The organism is Pseudorhodoferax sp. Leaf274 (assembly GCF_001422445.1).
GTDB lineage: Bacteria > Pseudomonadota > Gammaproteobacteria > Burkholderiales > Burkholderiaceae_C > Pseudorhodoferax.
In genome coordinates this window covers 821,303-837,710 of the sequence record NZ_LMNA01000001.1, presented here as the reverse complement: position 1 = coordinate 837,710, position 16,408 = coordinate 821,303, and the positions used below count along the sequence as shown (strand labels likewise).

Here is a 16,408-nt window from a genome sequence, read left to right as displayed (position 1 = left end):
TTGGGGCGGCCCGGCGGTGCTCATGCCAGGTCCTCGGGCGCGATGGGCGTGAAATGCACCGCCGTCTCGTCGTGCGGCGCGAGCGGCACGCGCGCCACGGTGTCGGCCATGCCGGCCGCCAGCGCCATGAACTGCAGCACGCCGGGGCGGTGCGCGGGGTCCAGGGTCAGGCCCAGGGCGGGCGCCACGGCGTCCACATAGGCTTCGATCTGCTGTGGGGTCAACGAACTCTCCTTGCCAACATCAACGCCGCACTTCCCGCTGGAAAATCTCCAGACTGAGCTTCTTGGCACTGATGAAGCTGGGCTCCGACAGCGTGGCCACGGTGCGCGGTCGCGGGTCGGTGTAAGGCAAGATCTCTGCCACCTTGGTCGGCCGCTTGGTCAGCAGCAGCACCTCGTCGGCCAGGTACACGGCCTCTTCCAGATCGTGCGAGACCAGCAGCATGGTGGTGCCGGTCTGCATGAACACCTCCTGCAGCTTCTCGCGGATGAACAGCGTCATTTCGAAGTCCAGGGCCGAGAACGGCTCGTCCAGGAACAGCACCTCGGGGTTGGGCGCCAGCGCCCGCATGATCGAGGCCGTCTGCTGCTGCCCGCCCGACATCTCGTAGGGGTAGCGGTTCAGGTCGAACTTCACATCGAAGCTGGCCACCAGCTCGGCCATGCGCCGGTCCACCTCGACCTTGCTCTTGCCGGCCAGCTTGAGCGGGTAGGCGATGTTGTCGATGGTGCGCATCCACGGGAACATGGCCTCGCGGTAGTTCTGGAACACGTAGCCGATCTTCGTGTCCTTGAGGCTCTTGCCGTCGAACAGGATCTCGCCTGCATCGATGGGAATCAGCCCGGCGATCATGTTGATCAGCGTGCTCTTGCCGCAGCCGTTGGGGCCGAACACCGAGACGATCTTGTGCTTGGGGATGTCGAGGTCGAAGTTCTCGTACAGCGGCCAGCCCGCGAAGTACTTGGTCAGGCCGCGGATCGTGATGTGGGTGCCGGCCGGCCCGGGCTGGAAAGCCGGCTTGGGGACGTCGGCAAACACCGGGGCGTTCAGGACTGCGCTCATGACAAGCCTCCGCCGGGCCGCCCCAAGAAGGCTTGGGGCCCCTCGGGGGGCAGCGCAGTACACGTAATGACAAGCGTGGGGGTCATCGTCCGCTCCAATGCACGATCTTGCGTTCCAGCACCAGGAACAGGATGTTCAGCGCGTAGCCCAGGGCACCCGCCGCGAGGATGGACGCGTACATGTCGCGCACGTTCATGACCTGCTGCGAGTTGATGATGCGGTTGCCCAGGCCCGAGTCGGCGCCGATGAACATCTCGGCCACGATCACGATGACCAGCGCCATCGACACGGCCGAGCGCAGGCCGACGAAGCTGGGCTGCAGGCTTTCCCAGAGCAGCACGTCCTTGAACACCTGCCAGCGCGTGGCACCCATGACCTTGGCCGCCATCACGCGCTGCTTGCGCGCGTTGATCACGCCGTAGGCGCTGTTGAACACCACGATCAGGAAGGCGCCGAAGGCCGCGATGGCGATCTTGTTGACGTCGGAGACGCCGAAGATCATGAGGAACAGCGGGATCAGCGCCGAGCTGGGCGTGGAGCGGAAGAAGTCGATCAGGAACTCCACGCTGCGGTAGGCCTTCTCGTTGCTGCCCAGCAGCACGCCCAGCGGCATGCCGACCACGGCGGCGATCAGGAAGGCCTGCAACGTGCGCCACACGGTGACGGCGAAGTCCGTCAACAGCGGCCCGCCCCACAGGCCCTTGGCCAGCGTGCCGAGCGCGTCGAGCGGCGGCGGCAGCAGCAGCGCCTTGATCATGCCGGTGCGCACCGCGAGGTCCCATAGGATGAACAGCACGACCGGGCCGATGAAGGGCAGCGCCTTGTTCCAGGCCGCAGGCCTGGGCGCGCTGGCCGTGGCCTGGGCCGCCGGCGGCGTCCAGGGCTTGGCGGTGGAGGGGGTGGCCGACATCGCGGTCAACCCTTGTAGAGCATGGTCTCGACCATGAGCCGCGACGAGAAGATGCCCTTCTCGCTGAACAGGTCGAAGAACTTCTGGAAGTGCGCGATGTCGGCCGGCTTGAATTCGTCGTACATCATGTAGGCGGCCAGCGGCACCTCGCCGGTGAGCGGGCCTTCGATGGCGGTGTAGCCCTTCATGTACTGGCGTGCCTCGTCGGGCTTGCTGCGCACGTAGGCCACGCCCTTGGCGTAGGCGGCGATGAACTTCTTCGCCTCGGCCGGGTTCTTCTTGATCAAGGCCGACGTGAGCGAGGCCGAGCCGCCGAACCACGGCGCCATCGGGTCGCCCAGCACGTACCGGGCGATCACGCCGGCCTCCAGCACCCGGGTGGTGCCGTTCATGCGGCCGATGGTGCCGGTGGGCTCCAGCGTGTAGCAGCCGTCGAGCTGGCCTGCCGCGAGCGCCGCGACGTGCTGGCCGATGGGCAGCTCGACCACCGTGGCGCCCGTGGCGCCGCCGCGCTCGAGCACGGTCTTGGCCAGCGTCACGTTCTGGATGCCGGGGCCCGAGCCCACGCGCTTGCCCTTCAGGTCGGCCATGGTCTTGGCCGTGCTGCCCGCCGGCACGATGACTTCGTCCAGCACGTGCTTGGCGTTGCTGGGGTTGGAGCAGAAGATCTTGAAGCTGCCGGGCGCGGCGATCTCGCCGATGGCGATGTTGGCCGAGCCCGTGCCGTTGGCGCTGCCATCGCAGCGGTCGGACAGCATGCCCTCCATGATCTGCTGGGCGCCGGCGAACTTGAGCGGCTCCACGTTCAGGCCGGCCTCCTTGAAGTAGCCCAGCTCCACGGCGGCATAGAACGGCAGGCCGGCCGCGATGGGCCAGTAGCCGATGCGGAGCTTGGGGCCGGCCTGGGCATGCAGCGCCAGCGGCGCGCCGAGCGTGGCCAGCGCGGCCGAAGCGCCCGCGGTCTTGAGCAGGCGGCGGCGCGCCGGGGACGGGGAAGCGGGTCGGGTCAGCATGGCGTTCTCCAGCAAGGACGGTCGGTGAAGGATCAGGAAGCGGCGGCGCGCGATTGCAGGAACGCGCGCCATCCGCCGAAATGGCTGATGTCCTGGGCGCCCTCCAGGCCGATGGGTTCGCACACGAATCCCTGCAGCGCGCTGCCGTCGGCCAGCAGCAGGGTGCCGATGCCCAGCGGCGGCGGGATCAGCGCGACGAAGCTGCCGTAGGTGCTGGCCGGCATGCGCCAGACCTCCACCGCGATGCACGTGCCCTGCCCCGGCGCCACGCGCAGCAGGCCGGGCTTGGGCGGCACGGTGCCGGGCAGCGCGAACAGGCGGTAGTCGGGCACCGTGTGCGCAGTGCGCAGCAGCACGGCGCCGCGTTCGGTCAGCTGGCCGTTCAACGGCAGGCCCGACAGGTGGGCGCCGACGACGACCACGTCCACCGTCGCGGCGGGTTGCAGCGCCGCGATGGGCCTGGGCGCCGGCAGCGGCGCGCCGGTGGCGCCCTGCGTCAACCCCGTGGCGTGGTGGTAGCGCTGGCCCAGGTCGGCCAGTTGCCAGTCGCTGCCGGCCGGGCCGATCAGCGTGATGCCGAAGGGCAGGCCGTCGGGCCGCAGGCTACTGGGCACGGAGATGGCGGCGTAGTCCAGCAGGTTGACGAAGTTGGTGTAGGCGCCCAGGTTGCGGTTCAGCACCACCGGGTCGGCCAGCATCTGCGCCACCGTGTAGTGGGTCGGCGCCGTGGGCACCAGCAGCACGTCGATGCCCTCCCACATGGCGGCGGCCTGCTGGCCGAAGGCGCGCAGCCGGGCCTGGGCGTCCACGAGGTCGGCCGCGCCGTAGCCCTTGCCGGCCAGCAGGATTCCGCGCACGGGCTCGACGATCCGGTCGTCGTGCGCATCGACGAAGCCGCGCACGGCCGCGTAGCGTTCGGCCACCAGTGCGCTCTCGTACAGCAGCGCAGCAGCGCCGGCCAGCGGCGCGTAGTCGATCTGCACGGGCGTGCCGCCCAGCGCGCGCAGGCCTTCGATGGCCTGGGCGAAGGCCTGTTCGGCCAGCGCGTCGCCATGGAACTCCAGCGGCGCCGGCACGCCGAAGCGGAACGCGGCCGGCAGCGGCGTGGTGGCCAGGGGCAGCCGGCGCGCGTACGGGTCGTGCGCGTCGTAGCCCTGGGCCACGGCCAGCACGCGGGCGGCCACATCGACCGTGCGCGCGAAGATGGAGACGCAGTCCACGCTCTGCGCGGCCGGCACCACGCCGCACGTGCTGACGAGGCCCTTGCTGGGCTTGATGCCCACGATGTTGTTGAGCCCCGCCGGCACGCGGCCCGAGCCGGCCGTGTCGGTGCCCAGCGCGAAATCGGCCTCGCCCGTGGCCACCACATAGGCCGAGCCCGAGCTGGAGCCACCCGACACATAGGCCGGATCGATGGCATTGGGCACCGGCCCGTAGGGCGAGCGCGTGCCGTTCAGGCCGCAGGCGAACTGGTCGAGGTTGGTCTTGCCCAGCAGCGCCGCACCGGCATCGAGCAGGCGCTGCACCACGCTGGCGTGTTGCGCGGGCTGGTAGGCGAAGGCCGGGCAGGCCGCGGTGGTGGCGAAGCCGGCCGCGTCGATGTTGTCCTTGGCCGCGAACGCCAAACCAGCCAGCGGGCCGCTGGTGGCCGTCTGCACGGGAGAGGACGCGCGGGAGATCCAGGCGTTCTCGGGCTTGGCGAGCGGGGCGGTGGCCGCGGTGGCCGCGCTTGGGGGGGAAGATTCGATTTGCACCACTTTGACGCATCCAATCATGTGTACATGATGAGATGCAAGCGGCGTGCCATGGTTGCTGCCGCAGCGCGCAGCGCCAAGAGCCGCGCCCAGCACGGCGCATCCGCTAAGCTTGGCGCCCCCTCCCGTCCCTCCCCACGCCGCTGCCATGAACGTGCGTTTCCTCGAAGCCTTCGTCTGGGTGGCCAAGCTGGGCAGCTTCAAGGCCGCGGCCGAGAAGCTGCACACCACGCAGGCCGGCATCTCCAGCCGCATCGCCACGCTGGAGGAGCAGTTCGGCGTGCGCCTGTTCGAGCGCGAGCACCGCGGCGTGATGCTGAACCGGCACGGCACCGAGCTCATGCCGCATGCCGAGCGCATGATCGAGCTGCAGGCCCGCATGATGGCCGCCATGGGCCAGCCCGAGGCCTTCGCGGGCATGCTGCGCATCGGCGTGATCGAGACCATCGCCCACACCTGGCTGCCCGCGCTGCTGTCGCGCTTCGCCGAGCGCTATCCCAATGCCACGCTGGAGCTGATCTCGGACACCACGCCGCGCCTGCGCGACGAACTGCTGCGCGGCACGCTGGACTGCGCCGTGCTGTCCGAAGAGATCACCCAGGGCTTCATCGACAACCGGCGGCTGGCCAACTTCGCGATGGGCTGGGTGGCCAGCCCGGCGCGCGCGCTGAGCTTTCCCACGCGCACGCAGCTCTCGTTCGCCGACATCGCGCAGCACCCCATCATCTCGTTCCACCGCGAGTCCAGTGTCTACCGCAACATCGCGCAGAACACGGCCGGCTGCAGCAACCTGCGCGTGAGCTACTTCTCTTCGCTGGGCGCCATGGTGGACATGGCGCGCTCGGGCTTCGGCGCCGCGCTGCTGCCCATCGGCGCGATCCAGCAGGACCTGGAGCAGGGACGGCTCGTGTTGCTGGACGTGACCCCGCTGCCCGCGCCGCTGCCGCTGGTGGCCAGCTTCCGCATGGAGCCGGCCTCGCCCATGGCCGAGGCGCTGGTGGCCATGGCGCAATCGGCCAGCGACGACTTCGTCGCGGCGAGCCGGCCGGACATCCTGGCGCCGTAGTCACAGGGGTTTTCCCGCACCCCGCGGGTGCACCTTCGGCCCCAGCCTGGGGCGCGGCATGCGCCAGCCTTGTGCCATCACCAAATCTGTTGGACCGGCACAAGAATTTCCCGTTTGACCGGGGTAGGGGGCGCGACAACACTGCGCCCCCATGCCGACACCCCGCTTCAGAATCCACCGCGAGTTCTTCGCCATCGACCGCAGCGACGCGGCCTGGACACCCGTGCCCTCCAGCGCCGGCCGCATCGAAGAGATCGTGCTGGCCGACAACTTCGACCCCGACAGCGGCACCGGCTCGCGCACGCGGCTGGCCCGCTGGTCAGCCGGCGCGCTCATCGACCGCCCGGTCGTGCACGACTTCCACGAGGAGGTCTTCATCGTCGAGGGCGACTTCGTGGTCGGCTGCGATGCCGAGGGCCAGGGCGGCGAGCGCTTCGGCGCCTACACCTTCGCCTGCCGCCCGCCCGGCGCGCTGCACGGCCCGTTCACCACGCGCGGCGGCTGCGTGCTGTTCGAGATCAGCTACTACTGACATGGCCATCCCACGCTCCGCCCTCGCCCACAGCGCGCCCGACGGCCGCGCCGCGCGCCACCTCATGCGCACGGGCGCCTACAACGGCCACACCGCCGGCATGGCGCCCGGGCACGTGCAGGCCAACCTGGCCATCCTGCCGCGGGCGCAGGCCGACGACTTCCTGCGGTTCTGCCAGCGCAACCCCAAGCCCTGCCCGTTGCTGGCCGTGACCGAGCCCGGCGACCCGCTGCTGCCCACGCTGGGCGAGGGCCTGGACCTGCGCAGCGACCTGCCGCGCTACCGCATCTGGCGCGACGGCGTTCTCGTGGACGAGATCGACGACATCACGGCGTTGTGGCGTGGCGACCTGGTCGGCTTCGCGATCGGCTGCTCGTTCTCGTTCGAGGAGGCGCTGCTGGAGGCCGGCGTGCCGCTGCGCCACGTGGCCGAGGGCCGCAACGTGGCCATGTACCGCACCAACGTACCGACAGCGGCCGCCGGCGTGTTCCACGGTCCGCTGGTGGTCTCGATGCGGCCGATGAAGGCCGCCGATGCGATCCGCGCCGTGCAGGTCACCTCGCGCTTTCCGCAGGTACATGGTGCGCCCGTGCACATCGGCGACCCCACGCTGATCGGCATCGCCGATCTGGCCCGCCCCGACTTCGGCGACGCCTTGGCCGTGGCCGGCGATGAGCTGCCCGTGTTCTGGGCCTGCGGCGTGACGCCGCAGGCCGTGGTGATGGCGGCACGGCCCGCTTTCTGCATCACGCACGCGCCCGGCTGCATGCTCGTGACCGATCTGCTGAACCACCGCATCGCCAGTTTTTGACCCCTCCCTGCCCCGTCCCCATCCCCTCCAAGGAGCGCCCATGCAAGCCCCGTTCAAACTTCTCGCCGCCGCCACGCTGACCCTGGCCGCCACGCTCGCCGCAGCCCAACCCAAGATTGCCGTGCAGGCCATCACGCAGGTAGCCCCCAACCTGCCGCAGTACACCAAGGTCGACCAGCCGCTGCTGCGCGACGGCATGGCCAAGGCCACGAACGGCCGCGTGGAGATCACGCTGTCGTCCTGGCCCGAGCGCAACGTCAACGGCCCCGAGGTGCTGCGCCTGGTGCGCTCGGGCCAGGTCGACATCGCGGCCGGCCCGCTGACCACGGTCTCGGGCGACGTGCCCATGCTGGACGGCGTGGACCTGGCCGGCATGAACATCGACATCAAGCAGGCCCGCAAGGTGGCTGACGCCATGGTGCCGGTGGCCAACAAGGAGCTCGAGCGCCTGGGCATCAAGCTCGTTGCCACCTATCCGTTCTCGGGCCAGATGCTGTTCTGCCGCAAGCCCATCACGGGCCTGGAGGACCTCAAGGGCCTGAAGGTGCGCACCAACGGCCCGTCGGCCTCCGACCTGATCAAGTCCTACGGCGGCCAGCCCGTCTCGCTGGCCTTCGGCGAGGTCTACACGGCGCTGGAGCGCGGCACGGTGGACTGCGGCATCACGGGCGCGGGCTCGGGCAACGGCGTCAAGTGGCCCGAGGTCACCACGCACCTCTACACCATGCCGGTGTCCTGGTCCACGGCCGGCTACTTCGTCAACCTGGGCTGGTGGAACAAGCTCGACCCGGCCATCCGCGCGCAGTTCGAGAAGACCTTCGCCGAAGTGCAGGAAGCGCAGTGGACGCTGGGCGTCGAAGCCACCGACGACGGCATCGCCTGCAATGTCGGCCGCGCCGACGGCTGCAAGATGCACACGCTGATGAAGAAGCCCATGGCCGAGGTGAAGCCCGCCGCCAACGTCGCCGCCTCGCTGCAGCAGCACCTGGCCGGCGAGGTGCTGCCGGGCTGGATCAAGCGCTGCGGTGGCCGCTGCGAAGGCGTCTACAACGACGTGATCGCGCCCATCACGGGCATCAAGTACAGCGCGGTGAAGTAAGACCATGTTCCGCGCGCTCGAATGGCTGAGCCGCCGCGCGATGACCGTCGCCGGCTGGTGCTACCTGCTGATCACCGCCCTGATCTGCTTCGACATCCTGGCCCGGCGGCTGCTGGGCTTCTCGACCGAGGCCACGGCCGAGCTGACCGGCTACCTGATGGCGGTCGGCATGAGTTGGGGCCTGGCCGGCACGCTGTTCGAGCGCGGCCACGTACGCATCGACGTGCTGGTGCAGAAGCTGCCGCTCCAGGTGCGCGTGTGGCTGCACCTCGCCTCGCTGGCCGCGCTGCTGGTGGCGACATGCTTCTTCGTCTACGGCGCGTTCTCGCTGGCCAAGGACTCGTACGACTTCGGCTCGACCGACCTGTCGGCCATGCACACGCCGCTGGCGATCCCGCAAGGCCTGTGGGCCGCAGGACTGAGCCTGCTGCTGCTGGCGGTGCTGGCCATGGCCGCGCGCGCCGTGCGCCAGCTGGCCACGGGTGATGCCGATGGCATGGACCGCATGCTGATGGCACGCACCTACATCGACGAGGCGGCCGAGACCCTGGAGGCCGTGGCCGACGCGCAGCAGGGCATGGGAGGCCCCTCCCCCACGACAACCAACACCGCCAAGGTGCCCGCATGATCGCCATCGTCTTCATCGTCGCCATCGGCCTGCTCATCGGCGGCGCCTCGCTGTTCGGCGTGCAGGTGCCGGCCTCGACCGCGGCCGCCGTGCCCTGGTGGGCGCTGGCCAGCGTGCTGGCGGCCTTCGTCGGCTTCTTCGCCGGTGGCATCTACGTGGGCGCTGCGCTCGCGCTGCTGTCGCTCTTGGCCGGCTTCGGCCTGTCGGACCGGCCGTTCTGGAACTTCATCGGCGAGATGATCTGGAACCCCTCGACCAACTTCGTGCTGGTCTCGGTGCCGCTGTTCCTGCTGATGGGCGAGATCATGCTGCGCGCAGGGCTCTCCGAGCGCCTGTACCGCGCCATGAACGTCTGGATGGGCCGGCTGCCCGGCGGGCTGCTGCACACCAACATCGTGTCCTGCGGCGTGTTCTCGGCCGTGGCCGGCTCCAGCGTGGCCACGGCCGCGACCATGGGCTCGGTGGCGCTGCCCTACTTCGAGAAGAGCCACTATCCGCCGAAGCTGGTGCTGGGCTCGCTGGCGGCCGGCGGTGCCCTCGGCAACCTGATCCCGCCCGGCATCACCTTCATCATCTATGGCCTGTTGACCGAGACCTCGGTCGGCGCGCTGTACCTGGCGGCGGTGGGGCCGAGCATCCTCGTGATCGTGCTGTTCCTGGCCGTGATCCTGTACTACAGCTGGAAGCTCAAGCTGCATGGGGATGCCGGCGGTGCCAAGCCGACTGCCGCCCAGCGCCTGGCCAGCCTGTCGGACCTGGTGCCGACCGCGCTGTTGATCGCGCTGGTGCTGGGCACCATCTACGCGGGCTGGGCCACGCCCACGGAGTCAGCGGCGCTCGGCGTGGCCGGCAGCCTGGTGCTGGCCCTGGTGGACCGCAAGCTCCAGTGGAAGATGCTGGCCGAGTCCATGCACGCCACGGCGCGCACCACCTCGATGATCGCGCTGATCCTGTTCGGGGCCTACTTCCTGAACTACATCCTGTCGTCCCTGGGCATCCCGCAGATGCTGGCCAAGTTCCTGACCGAGCTGCCATTCCCGGGCTGGGTGGTGATGCTGGTGATCATCGGCTTCTACATCGCCATGGGCACCTTCATGGAAGGCATGGCCATGGTCATCACCACGATCCCGCTGGTGTTCCCGGTCGTCACGGCGCTGGGCTACGACCCGATCTGGTTCGGCGTGGTCATCACCATGCTGGTGGAGATCGCCATGATCAGCCCGCCCGACGGCACCGTGCTCTACGTGCTGCAGGGCATGCGGCGCCAGCCCGGGCCCATCACCGACGTGTTCTCCGGCGTCATGCCCTTCATGCTCGTCTACATGCTGGCCATCGTCGTGCTGATGGTGTTCCCGGCCATCGCGCTCTGGCTGCCCAGCGTGGCCATGTAAACCCTGCGTTCCTCACCATGACCAACACCCTCCATTTCGCCTGCGAATCCGTGGCCGCCGACGGCGTGCGCTCCACCCGCGTGCTGCCCTTCGTGCCGCGCCGCCTCATCGTCGCGGGCTGGACCGGCCGCAACGCCGCCGCCATCCAGCACCACATCGAAGAGCTGCAGGCCCTGGGCGTGCCCCCGCCCTCGAGCGTGCCGCTGTACTACCGCATGGGCGCAGCGCTGCTGACCCAGGCCGCGCAGATCGAGGCCCTGGGCGCGCAAAGCTCGGGCGAGGCCGAGCCCACGTTGTTCTTCGCCGATGGCGACTGGTGGCTGACGGTGGGCTCGGACCACACCGACCGGCATGTGGAGACCTACTCGGTCGCCGTCTCCAAGCAACTGTGTGCCAAGCCCGTGGCCACGGCCGCCTGGCGCTGGTCCGACGTGGCGGCCTACCAGGACGAACTGCAACTGTCCTCGCGCATCCTGGAGGACGGGGGCTGGGTCGACTACCAGAGGGGAACGCTGGCGACGATCCGCCCCCTCGCAGGGCTGCGCGACGGCATTTACGATGCAGCTCCCGAAGAAGGAAGCATCATGACCTGTGGAACCCTGGGCGCGCTGCCCAATGCCAAGGGCGAGGCGATCCGCCCGGCCGCCGAGATGGAGATCACGCTGCACGACCCGCGGCTGAACCGCAGCATCGTGCACCGGTATGCGGTCTCCGTGCTGGAGGTCGTTGCGTGACGCGGCCGGTCATCGCCGCCATGCGCGCGCGGCTCGACGCGGGCAACGCCTCGCACGAGGCCCTCGTCACGCAGGCACTGGAGGGCGCGAAGCTGCCATCGGCCGAACATGTCTTCACCCGGCTCTACACCGACGCCGCGCTGGCCGCCGCCCGCCATGCCGATGCCGCGCGCAAGGCCGGCGTACAACTGCCGCCGTTGGCCGGCCTGCCGGTGTCCATCAAGGACCTCTACGACGTGGCCGGCGAGACCACGATGGCCGGCTCCATCGTTCGCCGCGGGGCCGCACCCGCTGCGCAGGACAGCGTGGCCGTGCAGCGCCTGCGCGCCCAGGGAGCCGCCATCGTCGGCAAGACCAACATGACGGAGTTCGCGTTCTCGGGCGTGGGCATCAACCCGCACCACGGCACGCCGCGCAACCCGGCCGATCCGGACATCGCGCGCATCCCGGGCGGCTCCTCCTCGGGCGCAGCCGTGTCGGTGGCGCTGGGCCTGGCCGTCGTCGGCCTGGGCTCGGACACGGGCGGCTCGATCCGCATCCCGGCCGCACTGTGCGGCATCGTGGGCTTCAAGAGCACGCAATCGCGCACGCCGCGCACGGGCGCCTTCCCGCTGTCGCAGACGCTGGACACGGTCTGCGCCATGGCCCGCTCGGTGGAAGACTGCCTGGTGGCCGATGCCGCGCTGGCCGATACGCCGCTGCAGGTGCGCCGCCGCCCACTGCAGGGCCTGCGCCTCGCCGTGCCCAGCACGCTGATGTTCGACGGCATCGACCGGCCCACAGCGCGCGCCTTCCAGCGCGCCGTGTCCAAGCTGTCGGCGGCCGGCGCGCAGGTCGTGGACATCACGCTCGCGGAGCTGGCCGAGGTGGCCCAGATCAACGCGCCGGGCGGCTTCTCGCCGATCGAGGCCGCGGCCGTGCACCGGGCGACCATCGGCGAACACCGTGCCGACTACGACAGCCGCGTGGCCGCCCGCATCGACCTGGGCATGACGGTCAGCGCGGCCGACTACATCACCATGCAGCACCGCCGCGCCGACTGGATCGCGCGCATGGAGGGCGCGCTGCAGGGCTTCGACGCGCTGCTGTGTCCCACGGTGCCGATCGCCGCGCCTTCGATCGAATCGCTGGCCACGGACGAGGCCTTCTTCCAGGCCAACGGCATGCTGTTGCGCAACACCTTCGCGATCAACTTCCTGGACGGCTGCGCGTTCAGCCTGCCCTGCCATGAAGCAGGCGAGCTGCCGGCCGGGCTGATGCTGTCGTCGGTGCGCGGCGACGATGCGCGGCTGGCGGCCGTGGCGCTGGCCGTCGAGGCCGCGCTGGGCTGATCAGTTGCCCGTGAGGGCGTCGTAGGCCGCTTCGTCGAGCAGCGTGGCGAAGCGGGCCTCGTCCACGTGGGCCAGGCGCAGCATCCAGCCCGCGCCCATGGGGTCTTCGTTGACCAGGGCCGGGTTGTCGGCCAGCGCCGCGTTGACCTCGGCGATCTCGGCGTCCAGCGGCATGTGCAAGTCCGAGGCGGTCTTGACCGACTCGACCATGCCGATGACGGTGTTCTCGGCCTGACGGCCACTGGCCGTCACGTCGACCACGACGATGTCGCCCAGCGTGTCCTGCGCATGGCGCGTGATGCCGGCCACGGCCGTGCCGCCTTCTTCCAGGCGGACCCAGAAATGCTCTGCGGTGTAGCGGATCACAGGCGTGCCTTCTCGGCCAGCGTGCCGTCCTTGTGGATGGGTTCGCCCAGGTTCAGCATGAGCCGGTTGGCCCAGGCGAACAGCGCCACGGCGTGCACCAGGTCCAGCGTCTCGCCGTCGGTGAGGCCGGCTGCGCGCAGCGCCTGCACATCGGCCGCGCCGATGTCTGCCGGCGCCAGGCCATGCTTGGCCGAGAACTGCACGATGGCCTTCTCGCGCGCGCTGGTGCCGGCCGTGGCCGGGTCCTCGAACAGCTGCACGATCACATCGTTGCGCTTGGCCAGCTGCTCGAAGCGCTGGGCGTGCACCGAGGCGCAGTAGACGCAGCCGTTGAGGCGCGACTCCACCGTGGCGCCCAGTTCGCGCTCGGCACGCGGCATGCCGCCGGGCGCGAACATGATGGCGTTGAAGGCGATGGAGCGCTGCAGCAGCATCTCCGGCTGGTGCGCCAGCAGGCGGAAGTAGGCCTGGTCCTTGGCCGTGGGGCTCATCTCGTGCAGAGCCGCCATTTGCTCGGGCGTGGCGTCTTCCAGGCGCACGGGTTCGGCCCAGGGCGTCCAGTCCAGCACCTCGTTGGTGAAGCCGCGGATGCGGATCGGGCTGGCCACGGTGCTGCCCCCGCGCGCCTCGGGCGGCTGCGCCGTCGCAGGGCCTTCGCCGCCGGCCGCGGCCAGCGCCTGCAGGCCCGCCACCACGCGGATCTGGTAGGACAGGAAGGCGATCAGCTGGCCCACGGCCACGACGGCGGCCGGCGCCAGGCCGGCACCGGTCAGCGACTGCACGGCGCGGCGGTCGCCCTCGATGGGACGCACGATGAGCTTGGCCGTGAAGGCCAGCAGCGTGGCCACGCGGGCGTCGGCTGCGGTCCCGTTGCCCTCGGCCGCGGCCACCAGCGCCGCGTCGGCGCCCTCGGCCTGCAGCCGTGCGCGGTAGTGGTCGGCCAGCGTCGCGGCGCCGCTCAGGTGGCAGGCATGCAAGGCGATCAGCAGGCGCTCGACCACGGACACGCCGGCCACCGTGGGCGCGAACATGCCGGCATAGCTGCCCTGCGTGGCGTCGACGATCTTGGGGCGCTGGCGGCGCAGCGCGTACAGCGCGTCGCCTGCGGCCAGCGGCACGGCCTGGTCGATCACGTCCACGGGCACAGTCTCGGAAGAGGTCATGTCGGTCTTGTCTTTCTAGGGAAGGCGGAAGGGATCACACCGGCACGGCGGCCGGCAGCTCGGCGGGCACCCACTCGTCGCCCAGCAGCTCGGGCTCGGCGTAGGCCTGCAGGTTGGCGAAGTGCTGTTCGAAGTCTTCGCGGTAGAAGTGGCTGGCGATGCCGGCCGCCAGCCGGCGCGCACCGTCGCTGATGTTGGGAATGTCGCCGGCCAGCGCGCCGTGCGACAGCGTGGCCGGATAGCAGAAACAGTGCACGTGCGAGAGGCCCGGGCAGCTGCCGGGCGTCTTCTCCTGGAACTCGAAGGCCGGGCCCAGCACGGGCGAATCGGCCAGCTCCTGGTCGTGCAGCGCGGCGGGCGGCTGGTAGCGCTCGGACCAGATGCGGATGTGCGGCGCGATGTGTGCGAACTCGGGCCGGCGCGCCCAGTCGATCTGGAAGCCCGTGGAGACGATCAAAAAGTCGTAGTCGAACGCACCCTTGGGCGTGCGCACGACCAGGCCGTCGCCCTGGGCCTGCACGGCCTGCACCGGGCAGCCCAGCAGGAAGCGCACGTTGGGGTTGCGCGACACGCGCAGCGTGCTGCCGCGCGGCGGCGGCACCTGTGTGGCGTTGATGTACTGGCGCAGCCGCCACTTGTCGGCGTCCGGCAGGTCGTGGTGGCCGTGCGTAAGGCCGGCCACGATGGAGCCCTTGCTCTTGTTGACGCGCGGCAGGTCGGCGCGGCGGATCAAGAGGTCCACGCTGGCCGCGCCCCTCTCCAGCGCAGTGGCCGCGCTGTCCATGGCCGAGGAGCCGGCGCCGACCACGGCCACGCGCTTGCCGCGCAGGGCCGCGTAGTCGTTGGGGTCGGACGAATGCGCCCACAGCGCATGCGGCACGCCCTGCAGAAAGCCCGGCAGCGCCGGGCCGCCCAGGCCGTCGCGCCCGGTGGCCACGACCACGCGGCGCGCCAGCAGGCTGCCCGCGCCCTGGGCCGTGCGCAGCGCCAGGCGCACCACGCCATCGGCGCGCGGCGCGATGTCGGTGACGGTGGTGCCGTTGCGCACGTCCACCCGCATCACGCGGCGCACCCAGCGCAGGTAGTCCATCCACTGCAGGCGCGGGATCTTGTCCAGCGCCTCCCAGTCGGCTGCGCCGAACTGCGCCACCAACCAGGCGCGGAAGGTCAGTGCCGGCAGGCCCATGGCCGGGCCCACGAGCTCCTTGGGCGAACGCAGCGTCTCCATGCGCGCCGTGGTCGCCCAGGGGCCTTCGAAGCCCTCCGCGGCCCTGTCCAGCACCACGGCGGCAATGCCCTGGTGCGCCAGGCCAATGGCCGCGGCCAGGCCGGCCTGGCCGCCACCGATGACGACCACGTCCAGCACCGGCTGCCCGTCCACGGTGCGCGGCGGCACCCAGGCGCGCGGCGGCAGGCCCAGGTACTGCAGGTCCTGGACCAGGCGCTGCTCCAGCGCGGCCAGGCCGGCGTTCGGATCGGTGGTGGTGGAGGCTTCAATGGGCATGGACGGTGGTCGGTGGATCAGTTCAGTTCGATGTTGGCGGCCTTCACGACCTCGGCCCACTTGGTGCGGTTGTCGTGCACGGTCTGCTTGAATTGCGCGGGTGTCTCGACGCGCAGGCTGTTGCCCTGGCTCTCGAAGCGCGCACGCACATCCGGCTGCTGCACGGCGGCGCTGATGGCGGCGTTGAGCTTGTCGACGATGGCCGGGTCGGTGCCCTTGGGCGCGAACACGCCGAACCAGATCGAGCTGTCGAAGCCCTTGGTGCCGGGCAGGCCGCTGGCCGCAATGGTGGGCACCTCGGAGACGGCCGCCACGGGCTTGGCGGTGGTCACGGCCAGCAGGCGCACGGTGCCGGCCTTGTACTGCGGCAGCACGGTCTGCACCTGATTCATGATGCAGCAGGTCTCGCCGCGCACCACGGCCGTCAGCGCCTCGGGGCCGCCCTTGTAGGGCACGTGCACCATGTCCAGTCCCAGGCGTGAATTGAGTTCGGCGAACGCCATGTGGGTGCCGGCGCCGTTGCCGGTGGAGGCGTAGTTGTACTTGCCCGGGTTGGCCTTGACCAGGTCGACGAACTCCTTGAGCGTCTTGACCGGCATCACGCTGGGGTTGATGGTCAGCACGTTGGAAACGTCGAGCACGGGCGCCACGGGCACGAAGTCGGCCTCCACGTCGAAGGGCAGCTTCTTGTACAGCGCGGCATTGCTGCCGTGCGTGGCGGCCGTGCCGAAGGACAGCGTGTAGCCGTCGGCCTTGGCGCGCGCCACGTACTCGGAGGCGATGTTGCCGGCCGCGCCGGACTTGTAGTCGATGATGACCGGCTGGCCCAGCGACTTGCTGAGCGGATCCTGGATCGCACGCGCCACCACGTCCACGCCCGAACCGGCCGGGAAACCCATGATCAGCGTGACGGGCTTGGTCGGCCAGTTGGCCTCGGCCTGGGCACCCGTGGCGGCCAGCGCCAGGCAGGCGGCCAGGGCGGGCGCGGCGCCGCGCATGTTCTTGAACAGATCCAGCATGAAGATTCCTCGGTGAGATTGA

General features: G+C 70.1%; 17 protein-coding genes. 8 read left to right on the top strand and 9 right to left on the bottom strand.

Going from position 1 to position 16,408, the window contains the following annotated elements; translation table 11 throughout:
• Nucleotides 1-20: 20 nt before the first annotated feature.
• The 5 genes from ASF44_RS03835 to atzF all read right to left on the bottom strand — a co-directional run bounded on the left by ASF44_RS03835 (nucleotide 21) and on the right by atzF (nucleotide 4,763).
• On the bottom strand, nucleotides 21-224 hold the full coding sequence (locus ASF44_RS03835; protein WP_056897801.1) for a DUF4089 domain-containing protein: 204 nt from the start codon (nucleotides 222-224) through the stop codon (nucleotides 21-23).
• Nucleotides 225-243: 19 nt separating this feature from the next.
• On the bottom strand, nucleotides 244-1,065 hold the full coding sequence (locus tag ASF44_RS03830; RefSeq protein WP_056897800.1) for an ABC transporter ATP-binding protein: 822 nt from the start codon (nucleotides 1,063-1,065) through the stop codon (nucleotides 244-246).
• Nucleotides 1,066-1,147: 82 nt separating this feature from the next.
• Nucleotides 1,148-1,975 (bottom strand): ABC transporter permease, encoded by an 828-nt coding sequence (locus ASF44_RS03825; protein ID WP_056897799.1) that lies wholly within the window; start codon nucleotides 1,973-1,975, stop codon nucleotides 1,148-1,150.
• Nucleotides 1,976-1,980: 5 nt separating this feature from the next.
• On the bottom strand, nucleotides 1,981-2,988 hold the full coding sequence (locus ASF44_RS03820; RefSeq protein ID WP_056898199.1) for an ABC transporter substrate-binding protein: 1,008 nt from the start codon (nucleotides 2,986-2,988) through the stop codon (nucleotides 1,981-1,983).
• A 32-nt stretch (nucleotides 2,989-3,020) separates the two neighbouring features.
• Entirely contained in the window at nucleotides 3,021-4,763 is a 1,743-nt protein-coding gene (gene atzF, locus ASF44_RS03815) for an allophanate hydrolase (RefSeq protein ID WP_082524495.1), read from the bottom strand.
• 127 nt (nucleotides 4,764-4,890) lie between these two features.
• Between atzF and ASF44_RS03810 the strand changes: the two genes are divergently transcribed.
• The 8 genes from ASF44_RS03810 (at nucleotide 4,891) to ASF44_RS03775 (ending at nucleotide 12,334) form a co-directional block, all read left to right on the top strand.
• A complete protein-coding gene (locus ASF44_RS03810) occupies nucleotides 4,891-5,808 on the top strand; it encodes a LysR family transcriptional regulator (RefSeq protein ID WP_056897798.1) in 918 nt (305 codons plus the stop codon).
• Between the two features lie 151 nt (nucleotides 5,809-5,959).
• A complete protein-coding gene (locus ASF44_RS03805) occupies nucleotides 5,960-6,340 on the top strand; it encodes a hypothetical protein (protein ID WP_056897797.1) in 381 nt (126 codons plus the stop codon).
• A gap of 1 nt (nucleotide 6,341) precedes the next feature.
• Complete coding sequence (locus ASF44_RS03800; protein ID WP_082524494.1) at nucleotides 6,342-7,151, top strand: putative hydro-lyase; 810 nt, start codon at nucleotides 6,342-6,344, stop codon at nucleotides 7,149-7,151.
• A gap of 40 nt (nucleotides 7,152-7,191) precedes the next feature.
• Complete coding sequence (locus ASF44_RS03795) at nucleotides 7,192-8,250, top strand: TRAP transporter substrate-binding protein (protein ID WP_056897796.1); 1,059 nt, start codon at nucleotides 7,192-7,194, stop codon at nucleotides 8,248-8,250.
• Between the two features lie 4 nt (nucleotides 8,251-8,254).
• The gene (locus tag ASF44_RS03790; RefSeq protein ID WP_056897795.1) at nucleotides 8,255-8,878 is read left to right on the top strand and encodes a TRAP transporter small permease subunit; all 624 of its coding nucleotides are present in this window, start codon (nucleotides 8,255-8,257) and stop codon (nucleotides 8,876-8,878) included.
• The gene (locus tag ASF44_RS03785) at nucleotides 8,875-10,269 is read left to right on the top strand and encodes a TRAP transporter large permease (RefSeq protein WP_056897794.1); all 1,395 of its coding nucleotides are present in this window, start codon (nucleotides 8,875-8,877) and stop codon (nucleotides 10,267-10,269) included. Before ASF44_RS03790 ends, ASF44_RS03785 begins: the two co-directional genes overlap by 4 nt.
• 17 nt (nucleotides 10,270-10,286) lie before the next feature.
• The gene (locus tag ASF44_RS03780; protein ID WP_082524493.1) at nucleotides 10,287-11,003 is read left to right on the top strand and encodes a DUF2848 domain-containing protein; all 717 of its coding nucleotides are present in this window, start codon (nucleotides 10,287-10,289) and stop codon (nucleotides 11,001-11,003) included.
• Nucleotides 11,000-12,334 carry an amidase gene (locus ASF44_RS03775; protein WP_304437990.1) on the top strand — a complete coding sequence of 445 codons (1,335 nt, stop codon included), beginning with the start codon at nucleotides 11,000-11,002 and terminating at the stop codon, nucleotides 12,332-12,334. Before ASF44_RS03780 ends, ASF44_RS03775 begins: the two co-directional genes overlap by 4 nt.
• On the opposite strand, the gene gcvH is transcribed toward ASF44_RS03775, so the two are convergent.
• From gcvH to ASF44_RS03755, 4 genes are read right to left on the bottom strand one after another with little or no spacing between them, the layout of a single operon-like run.
• Nucleotides 12,335-12,700 carry a glycine cleavage system protein GcvH gene (gcvH, locus tag ASF44_RS03770; protein ID WP_056897793.1) on the bottom strand — a complete coding sequence of 122 codons (366 nt, stop codon included), beginning with the start codon at nucleotides 12,698-12,700 and terminating at the stop codon, nucleotides 12,335-12,337.
• Nucleotides 12,697-13,863, bottom strand: coding sequence for a peroxidase-related enzyme (locus ASF44_RS30805; protein ID WP_082524492.1), 1,167 nt, complete (start codon nucleotides 13,861-13,863; stop codon nucleotides 12,697-12,699). The genes gcvH and ASF44_RS30805 overlap by 4 nt, the downstream gene beginning before the upstream one ends.
• A gap of 34 nt (nucleotides 13,864-13,897) precedes the next feature.
• Nucleotides 13,898-15,367, bottom strand: a complete 1,470-nt coding sequence (locus tag ASF44_RS03760; RefSeq protein WP_056897792.1) for an NAD(P)/FAD-dependent oxidoreductase — start codon at nucleotides 15,365-15,367, stop codon at nucleotides 13,898-13,900.
• A 17-nt stretch (nucleotides 15,368-15,384) separates the two neighbouring features.
• The gene (locus ASF44_RS03755; RefSeq protein WP_056897791.1) at nucleotides 15,385-16,386 is read right to left on the bottom strand and encodes a tripartite tricarboxylate transporter substrate binding protein; all 1,002 of its coding nucleotides are present in this window, start codon (nucleotides 16,384-16,386) and stop codon (nucleotides 15,385-15,387) included.
• Nucleotides 16,387-16,408 lie beyond the last annotated feature (22 nt).